Consider the following 14218-nt stretch of genomic DNA (forward strand, 5'->3'; position numbering starts at 1 on the left):
AGATAGCGAGTGTATGTGTGGGCCGCCGCCCCGCCCAGCAGCGCACCCGCCCCGAACCTCACCGCCGCCCCGCCAACTCGTCGTACACGCTCAACACATGCGCGATCGTCTCGTCCTCCGTAGGCCACGTCCGCGCCTGCACCCGCCCCGCCGCCGCCAGGTCCATCCGCCGGTCCGTGTCCTCCAACAAGCCCCGCACCGCCGCCGCCAGCGCCCCCGCGTCCCCCCACGGCACCAACTCCGCCGCGTCCCCGACCAGTTCCGGCACCCCGCCCACCGCCGTCGCGACCAGCGGCACCCCGAGCCGCAACGCCTCCTGCGCCAGCAGCGCGCGGGCCTCCCAGCGCGACGGCAGCACCGCCACGTCCGCCGCCGCCAGCAGCTCCGCCACGTCGTCCCGGCGGCCGATCAGCCGTACCGCAAGCCCCTCCGCCTCGATCCGCCGCTGCAGCGCCGCCCGTTCGCGCCCCTCCCCCGCGATCACGAGCAGCGGCTGCGGATCCAGGTCCCGCCACTCCCGCGCCGCGTCAAGGAGCAACCCGTACCCGCGCTCCGGCACCAGCGCCCCGACCGCCATCAGCAACGGCCGGTCCACCGCCCCCAGTTCCGCCCGCGCCTTGCCGTCGTGCAGGCAGACCGGCGCCCGCGACGCGGGCACCGTCACCGGCGCGAGCCGCGCGTCCCGAGCCCCCCGCCGCCGCGCCCGGTCGACCAGCTCCGAGGACGTCCCGAGGACAACCGCCGCCGCCCGCACCGTCCTTCGTTCGAGCAGCCGCAACATCCCACCCCGCGCCCCGTCCACGTGGCTACGGGTGTGCCACGTCGTCACGAGCGCCGGCCCCCGCACGGCGCCCGACAGCGCGAGCGTCGCGCGCACGGAGGCGTGCAGCCCGTGCGCGTGCACCACGTCCGCGCCGATGCAGGCGTTACGGAGCTGCGCGACCGTCGCGGGATCGTTGCGGCGCGCGACGGGCACGAAGTGCGCGCCGGCGCCGATGAAGTCGTAGGCGCGGTCGAGTTCGGCCGGGGCGCACACGGTCACCCGCACGCCCCTGGCCACGAGCCCCGAGGCAAGTGATCTGACGTGAGCGCTGCTGCCCGCGCTGCCGCCGCCCAGCACTTGGACCGTACGGAGCTGTGTCACGCGCCCAAGGATGCCAGCCCGTACGCACGTTCCGGCACCGAAGCCGCGTCGTGGCCGTGTCGTGGCAGCGTCCGAGGCTTCAACTCGCCGCGCGCTATCACTCACACGGGTGAACGCGCGAGGTCGCTGACCTTGTCTCCGTACACCGCCGCCGCGACGAGCCCGGCCGCGTGGACCGCGAGTCCGAACCGCCCGTTCCCGGCGGCGATCGCGCTGCCGACGGCGGCGCCGAGCGCGTGCGCGCCGGTGTCGCCGAGCATGGTCCGCTCGCCGAGGTCGTCGACGAGGACGGCGGCCGCGGCGCCCATCGGCGCGGCGGCGAGCGTCCCGCGCAGCAGCCCGGGCGCGCCGAGCCCGAGCACGGTGAGCGCGGCGCGGCCGGGGGCGACGTCCATGAGGTTGACGAAGTGCGCGGTGCCGGCGATGACGATGCCCGCGAGGACCTTGTCCACGGGCCGCTCCTTGAGCAGCGCCCCGGCGACGAGCCCGGCGGCCCCGATCCCGAACAGCTTCACGGTCCCGCTGGTCACCTCCCCGTCCCGCAGCGCCCCGAGGTGCGCCCGGAGGCCCCGCCGATGGTCACCCTTCCAGTCGTCGTACGCCCCACACGCCCCGGCGGCGAGCACGGCGAAGGCGGCCGGCGGATTACCCGCCGCCACGGCGGCCCCGGCGGCACCGACGGCGGTGGCGGGCCCCGCGTACAGGTCGACGCTCCGCCCGGCGTGGTTCTCGCGCCGCCACCGCGGGTCGTCCCGCCGCCGCGACGCCACGTACACCGCCCGGCTGACCCCCGCGGCCACCGCGAACGCTCCGACCCTGCCCAGCTTCCCGATCATGCGCCCCAGCGTAGGCACCAGCCTCGGCGTCAGAACGACCGGGCCGACCCTCAGCCGTCGGCCCGGGCCGTAGCCAGCAGTTCCTCCGCGTGCGCCCGGGCCGTCTCCGAGTCCTCCTGGCCCGCCAGCATCCGCGACAGCTCGCGGACGCGGTCCTCGCCCTCCAGGACGGTGACACCGGAGCGGGTCACCGAGCCGTCGTTGGTCTTCTCCACCAGCAGCTGCCGGTCGGCGAAGGCCGCGACCTGCGGTAGGTGGGTGACGACGACGACCTGCGCGGTCTTGGCGAGCTTCGCCAGCCGGCGGCCGATCTCCACGGCCGCCTTGCCGCCGACGCCCGCGTCGACCTCGTCGAAGAGGTACGTCGGCACCGGGTCCGTACCCGCGAAGACGACCTCCACCGCCAGCATCACCCGGGACAGCTCACCACCGGAGGCGCCCTTGGCGATCGGCCTCGGCGGGGCGCCCGGGTGCGGGGCGAGCAGCAGCTCGACCTCGTCGGCGCCGGACGGCGAGTACGCGACCCGTCGCCCGCCGACCTCGACACCGTCCGGATCCTCGGTCTGGCCGATCGCGAACGACACACGCGCGTGCGGCATGGCCAGCGAGGCCAGCTCGGCGGTGACGGCGTCGGCGAACCGGGCCGCCGCCTCCGTACGGGCGTCGGTGAGCGCCTGCGCGAGCACGGAGAGCTCGGCCCGCAGCGCGTCCCGCTCGGCGGTCAGTTCGCCGACCCGGTCGTCGTCACCCTCCAGCTCGGTGAGCCGGGCCGCGCTCTCCTGCGCCCACGCCAGTACGGCCGCGACATCCGCGCCGTACTTCCGGGTGAGCTGCGTCAGCGCCGCGCGCCGCTCCTCCACGGCCGCGAGGCGGCGCGGGTCGGCGTCCAGGTTGTCGGCGTAACCGGCCAGCTCCCCCGCCACATCCGCGAGCAGGATCGAAATCTCGCCCATCCGGTCGGCGAGGGACGCGAGCGCCGGATCGTGCGCCCGTACGGCCTCCAGCGCCCGCCCCGCGCCCGCGACCAGGGTCGTCGCGTCGACGGCCTCCGGGTCCTCGGGCTGCCCGGCGAGCGCCGCGTGCGCGAGCGCGGCCGCGGACGCGAGGGCCTCGGCGTGCCCGAGCCGCTCCGCCTCCGCGGCCAGCTCGACGTCCTCACCGGCCAGCGGCTCGACGGCCTCGATCTCGCCAAGGCCGAAACGCAGCAGATCGGCCTCCTGGGCCCGTTCCCGCGCCCGGGTGGTGATCTCGTCCAGCTCGGCGACGACGGCCCGCAGCCGCCGGTACGCGTCCCCGTACGCGGCCAGCGGTACGGAGACCGCGTCGCCCGCGTACCGGTCGAGCGCCCCCCGCTGCCGGGCCGGCTTGAGCAGCCCCTGCTGGTCGGTCTGGCCGTGCACGGCGACGAGTTCGTCGGCGAGCTCGGCGAGCAGACCGACGGGTACCGAGCGCCCGCCGAGATGGGCGCGCGAGCGGCCCTCGGCCGAGACCGTCCGGCTGATGAGCAGCGCGCCGTCGTCCAGCTCGGCGCCCGCCTCCTCGGCGCGAACGGCGACGCCCGAGCCCGCTGCCAGCGTGATCCGCCCCTCGACGACGGCCGAACCGGCGCCGATCCGCACCAGGGCGGGGTCGGCGCGCCCGCCGAGCAGCAGCCCGAGGCTGGTCACGACCATCGTCTTGCCCGCACCGGTCTCGCCCGTCACCGCGGTGAAACCGGGCGACAGCTCGACAACCGCGTCGTCGATGACCCCGAGCGACCGTATCCGCATCTCCTCCAACACGGGGAAGACCTTACGAGGTCGGACCCCGGCTGTGCGACGGCCCCTGCCGGAACGGGACGAACCCGCAGGTCGGACGTACGGCTGTCACCCGTGGGGGTGGGTACCGGCAGAGGGTGCGGCCGTTCGGTGCGGCGCGCCCCGCCACCCCGACACCGGCAGCGCGAACTTCGCCACCAGGCGGTCCGTGAACGAGGCGTGGTGCAGCCGGGCGAGCCGTACCGGCACCGCACCGCGCCGGACCTCCACCCGTGCCCCCGCCGGGAGTTCGACCGTCCGCCGGCCGTCGCACCACAACACGCCGTTGGGCGTGTGCGGCTCGACCTCCACCGCGAGCACCGACTCGGGCGTCGTCACCAGCGGCTTGGCGAAGAGCGCGTGCGCCCCGATCGGCACCATCAGCAGCGCCTCGACCTCGGGCCAGATCACCGGCCCGCCGGCCGAGAAGGCGTACGCCGTCGAACCCGTCGGGGTCGCGCAGATCACCCCGTCGCAGCCGAAGCCGGTGACCGGCCGGCCGTCGATCGCGAGGACGACCTCCAGCATCCGTTCCGGGGAGACCTTCTGCACGGCCGCCTCGTTGAGCGCCCAGTCCCGGTGCAGCACGTCGCCGTTCTCGTACACGACGACGTCGAGGGTCATCCGCTCCTCGACCTCGTACGCCCGGGTGACGACCCGGTCGACGACCTTGTCGAGGTCGTCCCGCTCGGCCTCGGCGAGGAAGCCGACCCGGCCCAGGTTCACGCCGAGCATCGGCACCCCGGACGCCCGCGAGAACTCCGAGCCGCGCAGCAGCGTCCCGTCGCCGCCGAGGACGACCAGCAGCTCACAGCCCTCCAGGGCGTCGCTGCACGCCTCGGGCACCGTCTCCACGGACGGCGGCAGCGGCAGATCGGCCGCCTCCGACTCCAGGACACGGACGCCGATCCCGCTGCGCAGCAGCCCGAGGACGACGAGTTCGGCGCTGCGCACGGCGGCCGGACGGCCGGTGTGGGCGAGCAGGAAGACAGTACGGCTACCAGGTGGTGCGGTCGTTGAGCTCAACGAGGTCCCTCCGCCACGGCGCGGTCGACATCCGCCGGATCCAGCGCGGGCGCCCCTGCCCGCAGCCACAGAAAGTACTCGACGTTGCCGGACGGGCCGGGCAGCGGGCTGGCGGTCACGCCGAGGACCCCGAGTCCGAGCTCGGCGGCCTGCCGCGCCACGTTCCGTACGGTGTCGGCGCGCAGCTCGGGGCTGCGCACGACGCCACCCGTACCGAGGCGTTCCTTGCCCACCTCGAACTGCGGCTTGACCATGAGCACGAGATCCGCGCCGGGCGCGGTGCAGCGCACCAGGGCGGGCAGCACGAGGCCGAGCGGGATGAAGGAGAGGTCGCCGACGACCAGGTCGACGGGGGTGTCGTCGATGGCGTCGAGGGTCAGCTCGCGGACGTTCGTGCGGTCCTTGACGGTGACCCGGTCGTCGCTCTGCAGCGACCAGGCGAGCTGCCCGTAGCCGACGTCGACGGCGACGACGTGCGCGGCGCCCGCGCGCAGCAGGACGTCCGTGAACCCGCCGGTCGACGCGCCCGCGTCCAGCGCCCGCCGGCCCTCGATCTTCAGCCCCTGCGGTACGAAGGCCGCGAAGGCACCGGCCAGCTTGTGGCCGCCGCGCGAGACGTAGTCGGGGTCGTCGTCGTCCTGGGCGACGACGATGGCCGCGGCCGTCTCGACCTGGGTGGCGGGCTTGGTCGCGACCGCCTTCCCGACGGTCACCCGCCCGGCGGCGATCAGCTGGCTGGCGTGCTCGCGCGAGCGGGCGAGCTTGCGGCGTACCAGCTCGGCGTCCAGACGGCGGCGTGCCACTCCTGCCACGTTGGGTTCAGCTCCTGAGATGGTCGGGGCGGCCCGAAGGGCCACGATGAGGGGTGGTGGTCGGGAGAGGGGTGGGCGACGATGTCGGCGGTGTCGGTCCGGAACCGGGTGTCGGTCCGGGGCGGACGGCGTCGAGCGAGGTCAGCTCGGAGCGCAGCCCACGGTGTACATCCTCGTACACGTCCAGGTGTCCGTCGGCCGGAAGGTGGTCGGCGTCGGCCAGCCGCTCCAGGAGCGCGTCCACATCGGGCCGGCCGGTGGGCACGCGCTCGACACCGAGCGGCGCGGGCGCGACGGGTTCAAAACCGCCGTCCTCCCCGGCTTCCGCCTCCGGTGCTGCATCCGTCACGTCGCTCATGCCCCGACGCTATCGCGAAGCCCTGGGGTACGGTCGACGGCGATGGCCACGATCACGGAGTGCCGCGGCGCACTCGACAGACTTTCGGACAATCTTTCCCGCGCGGACGGCGAGGTGCGCAGCGCCGCCGCGCTCGACCGCAGCCTGAGCTGCCACATCACGGACCTGGACACGACGTTCACCGGGCGCATCGCGGGCGGCCGGATCGAGGTCCAGGACACGGTGCCGGGCCCGCCGCCCGCCAAGGCGCAGATCCGCCTGGCGATGACGGGCGACGACCTGGTGGCGATGGTGGACGGCGAGCTGAACTTCGCGAAGGCGTGGGCCTCCGGCCGGGTCAGGCTGGAGGCCGGCTTCCGCGACCTGCTGAAGCTGCGCTCACTTCTGTAGTACGGCCGGCGTCCGCTCGGCCCGCGCCTTACGCCCCGCCGGCACGACCAGCGGTGTCCCCGTCTCCGGGTCCTCGATGACCTGGCAGCGGAGCCCGAAGACCCGCTCGACCAGCTCGGCCGTGACGACCTCGGCCGGCGGCCCCTCGGCGACGACCTCGCCGCCCTTGCAGGCGATGAAGTGGGTGGCGTACCGGGCCGCGTGGTTGAGGTCGTGGAGGACGGCGACGAGCGTCCGGCCCTGGTTCTCGTGCAGCTCGGCGCACAGGTCGAGGACGTCGATCTGGTGCTGGATGTCGAGGAACGTCGTGGGCTCGTCGAGGAGCAGCAGCGGGGTCTGCTGGGCGAGCGCCATCGCGATCCAGACCCGCTGGCGCTGGCCGCCGGACAGTTCGTCGACGTACCGCTCGGCCAGCTCCGCGACCCCGGTCGCCGCCATCGACTCCTGGACGATCCGCTCGTCCTCCGGCGACCACTGGCGCAGCAGCCCCTGGTGCGGGTACCGGCCGCGGGCCACGAGATCGGCGACGGTGATGCCGTCGGGGGCGATGGAGGACTGGGGCAGCAGACCGAGGGTCCGGGCGACCTTCTTGGCCGGCATGGTGTGGATGCTCTGCCCGTCGAGGAGCACCCGGCCCTGCGAGGGCTTGAGCATGCGGGAGAGGGCACGCAGGAGGGTCGACTTGCCGCAGGCGTTGGGCCCGACGATGACCGTGAACGAGTTGTCGGGGATCTCGACGGACAGCTCGCGGGCGATGACCCGCTGGTCGTAGGCGAGGGTGACCGACTCCGCGCTGAGCCGCTGGGCCTGACGGGCCATGGGGTTGCTCCTGTGTGTCGTACGGTTCGAATCCGCCGCCGTGACCCTCATATCCGACCGGCCTTCCGCTCGGTGACGAGCAGCCACAGCAGATAGCAGCCGCCGAGGACTCCGGTGACGACACCGACGGGCAGCTGCCGGTCGCCGAAGGCGTTGGTGGCGGTCCAGTCGGCGACCAGCAGCACCGCGGAGCCCATGAGGGCGGAGGCGGCGAGGTTGGGGCCGGGCGAGCGGGTCAGCCGGCGGGCCAGCTGCGGGGCGCTCAGCGAGACGAAGACGATGGGTCCGGCGGCGGCGGTGGCCACGGCGACCAGCACGACGGCGGAGGCCATCAGCACGATGCGGGTCCGCTCGACCTTCACGCCGAGGGCGTACGCGGAGTCGTCGCCCATCTCCAGCATCCGCAGCGCCCTGCCGTGCCCCAGGACCAGCGGGACCAGGACGCAGCAGACGGCGGACAACGGCCAGAACTGGGCCCAGTCACGCCCCTCCAGCGAGCCGGTCATCCAGACCGTGGCGCGGGTGGCGTCGACCAGGTTGGCCTTGGTGATGAGGTAGTGGATGACGGCGGTGAGCATCGCGGCCGCGCCGATGCCGACGAGGACGAGCCGGTAGCCGTGGATCCCCCGCTTCCAGGCGAGGAGGTAGATCGCGGCGCCCGTGATCAGGGCTCCGACCACCGCGCCGGCCGCGGCGGCCATGGCGCTGCCCTGGAAGAGCACGATGACGCCCAGCGCGCCGACGGTGGCGCCCTGGCCGAAACCGATGACGTCGGGGCTGCCGAGCGGGTTGCGGGAGATCGACTGGAAGACGGCGCCGCCGATGCCGAGCGCGGCGCCGACGAGGACGGCGACGAGGACGCGCGGCAGCCGCAGGTCCATGACGGCGAACTCCTGGACGGGGGTGCCGTCGCCGAGGAGGGTGGCGACCACGTCGCCGGGGGCGATCGGGAAGTCGCCGCTGCCGATGAGAACGATGCCGGCGGCAAGGGTGAGAACGAGCAGCAGGAGCGCGGAGAGCGCGGCACGCGGCTCGTACCGTACGGAGAGCCCGCCACCGGTCCGTAGCGACTTGGTGGTCACAGCTGGGCCATCCTCTTGCGGCGTACGAGATGGATGAAGACGGGGCCGCCGATCAGCGCGGTGACGATGCCGACCTGGAGCTCCGCGGGGCGGGCGACGAGCCGGCCGACCACGTCGGAGCCGAGCAGGAGGACGGGCGAGAGGACCGCCGCGTACGGGAGGATCCAGCGCATGTCGGGCCCGGTGATGGCCCGTACGAGATACGGGACCATCAGCCCGAGGAACACGATCGGCCCGCAGGCGGCGGTCGCGGCGCCGCACAACAGGGTGACGGCCGCCATGGCGACGACCCGGGTGCGGTTGAGGTTGGCGCCGAGGGCGCGGGCGCTGTCGTCGCCCAGCTCCATGGCGTTGAGCGGCCGGGCGATCAGCAGGGCGAGGACGACGCCGACGGCGATGAAGGGCGCGACGCGACGCACGGTGTCCATGTCGGCGGAGGCGAGCGAGCCGACGGTCCAGAACCGGAGCCGGTCGAGGGCGGCGGAGTTGAGCAGCTGGACGGCGTTGACATACCCGTAGAGCGCGGCGGTGGCGGCGGTTCCGGCGAGCGCGAGGCGCACGGGCGTGGAGCTGCGGCTGCCGCCGAGGACGTACACGACGACGGAGACGACGGCCGCCCCGAGGAACGCGAACCAGACGTAGGCGTCGACGTCCGTGACCCCGAGGAACGCGATCGCGGACACGACGGCCGCGGCGGCCCCGGCGTTGACGCCGAGCAGCCCGGGCTCGGCGAGCGGGTTACGGGTGAGCCCCTGCATCACGGCCCCGGAAAGCCCGAGGGCGACGCCGACGAGCAACCCGAGGAGCGTCCGGGGAACGCGTACGTCATGAACGATGACGTCGTTGCCGGCACCGCTGTTCTGGAACAGCCCGTGCCATACGTCGCCGAGCGGCACGGGTTTGGCGCCGATCATGATGCTCAGCACGCAGACCACGAGCAGAACCGCGACGCCGACGACCAGCCCGATACCGCGCACGGACCGCCTACGGCTTGGCGTCTGACCGGTTTCCACCGCCTCGGTGGCGCGAATGGATCTCTCAACCAACACGAGGTTAGGTTAGCCTACCCTCCCATTCCCCCGACTCCACCCCTGGCTCCGGCCAGGGGGAACTCCCCACCCCGGCCGGGGAACTCCCCACCGTCACACCCCGAACCGCCCCACCGTCACATCCCCAATCGCCCCAACGCCTTCCCCACGTCCAGCCCACACGCCCCGCTCCCGGCCTCCGCCCACGCCGCCCCGCACAGCGCCCGCACCCCGTCCATCACGTCCACCCCGGCGGCGCCCACCTCACCGCCGCCCTCCAACACCAGCGCACCCCCACTCACCGAAGCCCGCCACCCCCCGCACACGAACTCCCCGCCCAGCTCCGCCACATCCGGCTGCCCCACCAACAGCCCCCGCAGGTCCGCCGCCACGTACGTCGGCCGGTGCTCCGGCACCGCCGCAAGCAGCTGCGCCACGTCCGTCACCCCGGTGAAGACCAACAGCGAGTCCACGCCCCCGTTGAACGCCCCCTCGATGTCCGTGTCCAGCCGGTCCCCGACCACCAACGGCCGCTCCGCCCCCGTCCGCAACACCGTCTCCCGGTGCATCGGCGGCAACGGCTTCCCGGCCACCTTCGGCTCGACGACACCGCCCGTGGCGATCCGTACGACCTCCACCGCCGCCCCGTTCCCCGGCCCGATCCCCCGCGCCCCCGGAATCGTCAGGTCGGTGTTGGACGCGTACCACGGCACCCCCCGCGCCACCGCGTAACCCGCCTCCGCGAACCGCGCCCACGGCATGTCGGGCCCCCCGTACCCCTGGACCACCGCCGCCAGACCCGGCACATCCGCCGACTCCACCGGCTCCAGGCCCCGCTCCCGCAGCGCCACCCGGAGCCCCTCCCCGCCGACGACCAACACCGGCGAACCGGCCGGCACCTCATCGGCGATGAGCCGCGCCACCGCCTGCGCCGAGGTGATGACGTCCGCCGCCTCCGCCGGCACCCCCAGCTCGGTCAGATGAACGGCCACCGCGTCCGGCGTACGGAGCGCGTTGTTGGTGACGTACGCGAGGTTCATCCCACCGGCCCGCGCCGCCCCGAGCGCCTCGACGGCGTGCGGAATCGCCTCCCCGCCCGCGTAAACGACACCGTCCAGGTCGAGCAGCGCGGTGTCGTACGCCTCGCTCAGCGGCCGCACGCTACCGCCCGGCCGCCGCCGAACCCGCCGCGCCCCCCGCTCCGGGCCCAGCTCCCCGCCACGCAGCTCAACGTCACCCATACCCATGCACTCCTCACCACTTGGCCGTCCCCGCTCCCCCGATCATCGCTCATTGCCACCGCGCACTTACGATTGCTCAATGAGCACCCGAGGTCACGCGGCCGATGACGGCCTGCACCTGGTCCCGTTCCGGGGACTCCGATACGTCCCCGAACGGGTCGGCAGCCTGGCCGCCGTGACCTCACCCCCGTACGACGTCGTCGTACGGCCCGACGGACTGAACCAGCTGGAGTCCGCCGACCCCCACAACATCGTCCGGCTGATCCTCCCCCAGGCCGTCAGCGCGGGCACCCGCCACCGCAAGGCCGCCGTCACCCTCGACCGCTGGCTCGCGGACGGCGTCCTCGCACCGGACCCCGAACCCGCGCTCTACGTGTACGAGCAGAGCAGCGGCGACATCCTCCAGCGCGGCATCATCGGCGCCCTGGAACTCTCCACCCCGGCCGAGGGCATCGTGCTCCCCCACGAGGACGTCATGCCGCACGTCGTCGAGGACCGCGCCGCCCTGATGCGGACCACCGCCGCCAACCTGGAGCCGCTCCTCCTCACCTACCGCGGCAACGGCAACGGCGCCGCCGACGTCATCGAACGCACCGTCCGACGCGACCCCCTCCTCGCCACGACCACGGAGGACGGCTTCAGCCACCGCCTCTGGGCGGTCACGGACCCCGCCGACCTCGCGATGGTCTCCGCCGGCCTCGCCGAGCACCAGGCCCTGATCGCCGACGGCCACCACCGCTGGGCGACGTACCTCCGCCTCCGCGAGGAGCACGCCCAGCCCGGCCCCTGGAACTACGGCCTCGTCCTCCTCATCGACACCGCCCGCTACCCCCTCCGCGTCCGCGCCATCCACCGCCTGCTCCACCGCCTCCCCGTCGCGGACGCCCTCGCCGCACTCGGCGACGGCTTCCGGATCCGCCGCGTCGACGCCCCGCTGTCGGAAGCCATGGAGTCCCTGGCGACCGCCGCGTCCGAGGGCAACGCCTTCATCCTCGCCGGCGACGGCACCTTCCACCTCGTGGACCGCCCCGCCCCGGACCTGCTCGCCCGTACGATCCCGGCGGACCGCCCGGAAGCCTGGCGCACCCTGGACGCCACGGTCCTGCACGCCACGCTCCTCGACCACCTCTGGCACATCCCGGACGCCCCGGAGGAGATCAGCTACATCCACGACACCGAGGCGGCCGTCACCCAGGCGGAACGCCGGGGCGGCACGGCGGTGCTCATGCATCCGGTACGGGAGGAAGTCGTACGGGACCTGGCACGGCAGGGCGTCACCATGCCCCGCAAGTCGACGTCCTTCGGCCCGAAGCCGGCGACGGGCCTGGTGCTCAGAAGCCTGGCACTCGACTGAGGGCATGAAAAAAGGGCGGCACCCCGGAGGGTGCCGCCCTTTCACTCAAGATCAGTCCCGATCGTCCAGGACCTCGTCGTCGTCCTCGTCCTCGTCGTCCTCGTCCATCTCATCGACGTCAGAGGCGACGTCGGACGCGACGTCGGACGCGACGTCGGACGCGACGTCGGACGCGGCCTCGACCTCGACCTCGTCATCCATCTCGTCGTCGATGGCGTCCACGAACTCGACACCGTCCAGCTCGGCGAGCCGGTCGGAGGCGTCCGTGGCCCCGTCCTTGTCCGACTCCAGCGCCTTGGCGAACCACTCACGGGCCTCGGCCTCACGCCCGGCCGCGAGCAGCGCGTCGGCGTAGGCGTACCGCAGGCGCGCGGTCCACGGGTGGATGGCGGTGGACGCGAGCTCGGGGCTCTGCAGGGTCACGATGGCGGCGTCCAGCTGACCCATGTCACGACGGGCACCGGCGGCGACGAGCCGCATCTCGACCTGCCCGGCCTTGTCCAGCTTCTGCACCTCGGGCTCACCGGCCATGGCCATCGCCCGCTCGGGCCGGCCCATGCCACGCTCGCAGTCGGCCATCACGGGCCACAGCTCGACACCACCGGTCATCCGCCGCGCGGCCCGGAACTCGGCCAGCGCCTCGGAGTACTTCTGCGTGGCGTACGCGGCGAAGCCGGCGGCCTCGCGGACGGCGGCGACACGCGAGGCGAGCCGCAGGGCGATACGCGAGTACGCGTACGCCTGCTCCGGGTCCTCGTCGAGCAGGTCGGCGACCATCACGAGGTTACGGGCGACATCCTCGGCGAGCCCCTTGGGCAGGCTCATCAGCTCCTGGCGCACATCGTCGTCGATCTCCTCACCGGTGACCTCCGGGGGGATCGGCAGCCGCTTGATCGGCTCCCGGTCGGGCCGGTCACGGTCGCGGTCGTCGCGCCGCCCGTAGCCGCCGCCCCGGTTGTCATCACGCCCGCGGTACCCACCCCGGTTGTCGTCCCGCCGGTCGTCCCGGCGGAACCCACCGCCACGATTGTCGTCACGCCGGGGCCCACGCGGACGGTCGTCCCGCCGGTCGTCACGCGGCCGGTCGTCCCGCCGGAACGAGGGACGGTCGTCGCGCCGGTCATCACGCGGCCGGTCATCACGGCGGAAGCCACCGCCACGGTTGTCACCACGGCTGTCATCACGACGCTCATCGCGCCGGAAGGCCGGCCGCTCATCACGACGGTCGTCACGCGGACGGTCGTCACGCCGGAACGAGGGACGGTCATCACGGCGATCGTCACGCGGACGATCGTCCCGACGGAACCCGCCACCACGATTGTCGTCGCGCCGGTCATCACGGGGCCGGTCATCGCGACGGAACGAGGGACGGTCATCACGCCGGTCGTCGCGGCGGAAACCGCCACCACGGTTGTCATCACGTCGGAACGACGGACGGTCATCACGACGGTCGTCACGCGGCCGGTCATCGCGACGGAAGCCACCGCCACGGTTGTCACCACGGCTGTCATCACGACGCTCATCGCGCCGGAAGGCCGGCCGCTCATCACGACGGTCGTCACGCGGACGGTCGTCACGCCGGAAGCCGCCACCGCGGTTGTCGTCACGCCGGTCGTCCCGACGGAAGGGGGGACGGTCGTCACGACGGTCGTCACGCGGCCGGTCATCGCGACGGAAGCCACCACCGCGGTTGTCACCACGGCTGTCGTCACGACGGAAGCCACCACCGCGGTTGTCACCACGGCTGTCATCACGACGGAAGCCACCACCGCGGTTGTCACCACGGCTGTCATCACGACGGAAACCGCCACCGCCACGGTTGTCACCACGGCTGTCGTCACGACGGAAGCCACCGCCACGGTTGTCACCACGGCTGTCACCCCGCCGGTCATCACGAGGACGGTCATCACGAGGACGGTCATCACGAGGGCGCTCGTCGCGCGGGCGGTCGTCGCGACGGAACGACGGACGGTCATCACGCCGGTCATCGCGGGGCCGGTCGTCGCGACGGAAGCCGCCACCACCCCGGTTGTCGTCACGACGCGGGCCACGGAAGCCGCCCCGCTCGCCGCCGTCCCTACGACGCGGCTCGCGCTCCGGACGGTCGTCGGGAGAGTTGGTGGACATCGGGGTGACTCCTGTCTTCGGGTACTGCAGTCATTCTCGCGCAGTCGGCACCCCGACGCGCTTCGGCAAGATCAAGAAAAACAAAAGGACCCTTGGTCCCAGCATGAACGCTGGGACCAAGGGTCCTGAAAGATTGTTCGGCGGCGTCCTACTCTCCCACAGGGTCCCCCCTGCAGTACCATCGGCGCTGAAAGGCTTAGCTTCC

Annotated in this window: 14 protein-coding genes; 2 read left to right on the plus strand and 12 right to left on the minus strand. The window is 73.3% G+C overall.

Annotation, left to right across the window (positions count from 1 at the left end):
* Window positions 1-58: 58 nt before the first annotated feature.
* The 6 genes from Q5762_RS36215 to Q5762_RS36240 all read right to left on the minus strand — a co-directional run bounded on the left by Q5762_RS36215 (window position 59) and on the right by Q5762_RS36240 (window position 5972).
* Window positions 59-1144: a glycosyltransferase family 4 protein gene (locus Q5762_RS36215; protein ID WP_315896579.1), complete on the minus strand. Its 1086-nt coding sequence runs from the start codon at window positions 1142-1144 to the stop codon at window positions 59-61.
* 101 nt (window positions 1145-1245) lie between these two features.
* Complete coding sequence (locus Q5762_RS36220; RefSeq protein WP_315896580.1) at window positions 1246-1980, minus strand: hypothetical protein; 735 nt, start codon at window positions 1978-1980, stop codon at window positions 1246-1248.
* A 50-nt stretch (window positions 1981-2030) separates the two neighbouring features.
* On the minus strand, window positions 2031-3749 hold the full coding sequence (gene recN, locus Q5762_RS36225; protein WP_315896592.1) for a DNA repair protein RecN: 1719 nt from the start codon (window positions 3747-3749) through the stop codon (window positions 2031-2033).
* Between the two features lie 96 nt (window positions 3750-3845).
* Window positions 3846-4802: an NAD kinase gene (locus Q5762_RS36230; RefSeq protein ID WP_315896581.1), complete on the minus strand. Its 957-nt coding sequence runs from the start codon at window positions 4800-4802 to the stop codon at window positions 3846-3848.
* Window positions 4799-5614 (minus strand): TlyA family RNA methyltransferase, encoded by an 816-nt coding sequence (locus tag Q5762_RS36235; protein ID WP_315896582.1) that lies wholly within the window; start codon window positions 5612-5614, stop codon window positions 4799-4801. The genes Q5762_RS36230 and Q5762_RS36235 overlap by 4 nt, the downstream gene beginning before the upstream one ends.
* Before the next feature lie 7 nt (window positions 5615-5621).
* Complete coding sequence (locus Q5762_RS36240) at window positions 5622-5972, minus strand: hypothetical protein (RefSeq protein WP_315896583.1); 351 nt, start codon at window positions 5970-5972, stop codon at window positions 5622-5624.
* A 42-nt stretch (window positions 5973-6014) separates the two neighbouring features.
* Between Q5762_RS36240 and Q5762_RS36245 the strand changes: the two genes are divergently transcribed.
* On the plus strand, window positions 6015-6362 hold the full coding sequence (locus Q5762_RS36245; protein WP_315896584.1) for an SCP2 sterol-binding domain-containing protein: 348 nt from the start codon (window positions 6015-6017) through the stop codon (window positions 6360-6362).
* Here Q5762_RS36245 and Q5762_RS36250 read toward each other — a convergent pair.
* From Q5762_RS36250 to Q5762_RS36265, 4 genes are all read right to left on the minus strand, one after another.
* On the minus strand, window positions 6351-7181 hold the full coding sequence (locus tag Q5762_RS36250) for an ABC transporter ATP-binding protein (protein ID WP_315896585.1): 831 nt from the start codon (window positions 7179-7181) through the stop codon (window positions 6351-6353). The genes Q5762_RS36245 and Q5762_RS36250 overlap by 12 nt on opposite strands.
* 47 nt (window positions 7182-7228) lie before the next feature.
* A complete protein-coding gene (locus Q5762_RS36255; RefSeq protein ID WP_315896586.1) occupies window positions 7229-8263 on the minus strand; it encodes an iron chelate uptake ABC transporter family permease subunit in 1035 nt (344 codons plus the stop codon).
* Window positions 8260-9240, minus strand: a complete 981-nt coding sequence (locus Q5762_RS36260; protein ID WP_315896587.1) for an iron chelate uptake ABC transporter family permease subunit — start codon at window positions 9238-9240, stop codon at window positions 8260-8262. The genes Q5762_RS36255 and Q5762_RS36260 overlap by 4 nt, the downstream gene beginning before the upstream one ends.
* A gap of 188 nt (window positions 9241-9428) precedes the next feature.
* Complete coding sequence (locus tag Q5762_RS36265) at window positions 9429-10532, minus strand: HAD hydrolase-like protein (protein WP_315896588.1); 1104 nt, start codon at window positions 10530-10532, stop codon at window positions 9429-9431.
* Between the two features lie 79 nt (window positions 10533-10611).
* On the opposite strand from Q5762_RS36265, the gene Q5762_RS36270 reads away from it, so the two are divergent.
* Window positions 10612-11886, plus strand: a complete 1275-nt coding sequence (locus tag Q5762_RS36270) for a DUF1015 domain-containing protein (RefSeq protein ID WP_315896589.1) — start codon at window positions 10612-10614, stop codon at window positions 11884-11886.
* 51 nt (window positions 11887-11937) lie between these two features.
* Here Q5762_RS36270 and Q5762_RS36275 read toward each other — a convergent pair whose 3' ends face one another.
* Both Q5762_RS36275 and Q5762_RS36280 read right to left on the minus strand, forming a co-directional pair.
* Window positions 11938-12726, minus strand: coding sequence for a tetratricopeptide repeat protein (locus Q5762_RS36275; protein WP_315896590.1), 789 nt, complete (start codon window positions 12724-12726; stop codon window positions 11938-11940).
* A complete protein-coding gene (locus Q5762_RS36280; RefSeq protein WP_315896591.1) occupies window positions 12711-13925 on the minus strand; it encodes a hypothetical protein in 1215 nt (404 codons plus the stop codon). The genes Q5762_RS36275 and Q5762_RS36280 overlap by 16 nt, the downstream gene beginning before the upstream one ends.
* Between the last annotated feature and the right edge of the window lie 293 nt (window positions 13926-14218).

This window comes from Streptomyces sp. P9(2023), from assembly GCF_032436795.1.
Lineage (GTDB): Bacteria > Actinomycetota > Actinomycetes > Streptomycetales > Streptomycetaceae > Streptomyces.

Coding starts and splice junctions, on each gene's coding strand:
- Q5762_RS36220 (WP_315896580.1), bottom strand. CDS start 1,980: ATGATCGGGAAGCTGGGCAGGGTCGGAGCGTTCGCGGTGGCCGCGGGG.
- recN (WP_315896592.1), bottom strand. CDS start 3,749: ATGCGGATACGGTCGCTCGGGGTCATCGACGACGCGGTTGTCGAGCTG.
- Q5762_RS36270 (WP_315896589.1), top strand. CDS start 10,612: ATGAGCACCCGAGGTCACGCGGCCGATGACGGCCTGCACCTGGTCCCG.
- Q5762_RS36240 (WP_315896583.1), bottom strand. CDS start 5,972: ATGAGCGACGTGACGGATGCAGCACCGGAGGCGGAAGCCGGGGAGGAC.
- Q5762_RS36245 (WP_315896584.1), top strand. CDS start 6,015: ATGGCCACGATCACGGAGTGCCGCGGCGCACTCGACAGACTTTCGGAC.
- Q5762_RS36265 (WP_315896588.1), bottom strand. CDS start 10,532: ATGGGTGACGTTGAGCTGCGTGGCGGGGAGCTGGGCCCGGAGCGGGGG.
- Q5762_RS36250 (WP_315896585.1), bottom strand. CDS start 7,181: ATGGCCCGTCAGGCCCAGCGGCTCAGCGCGGAGTCGGTCACCCTCGCC.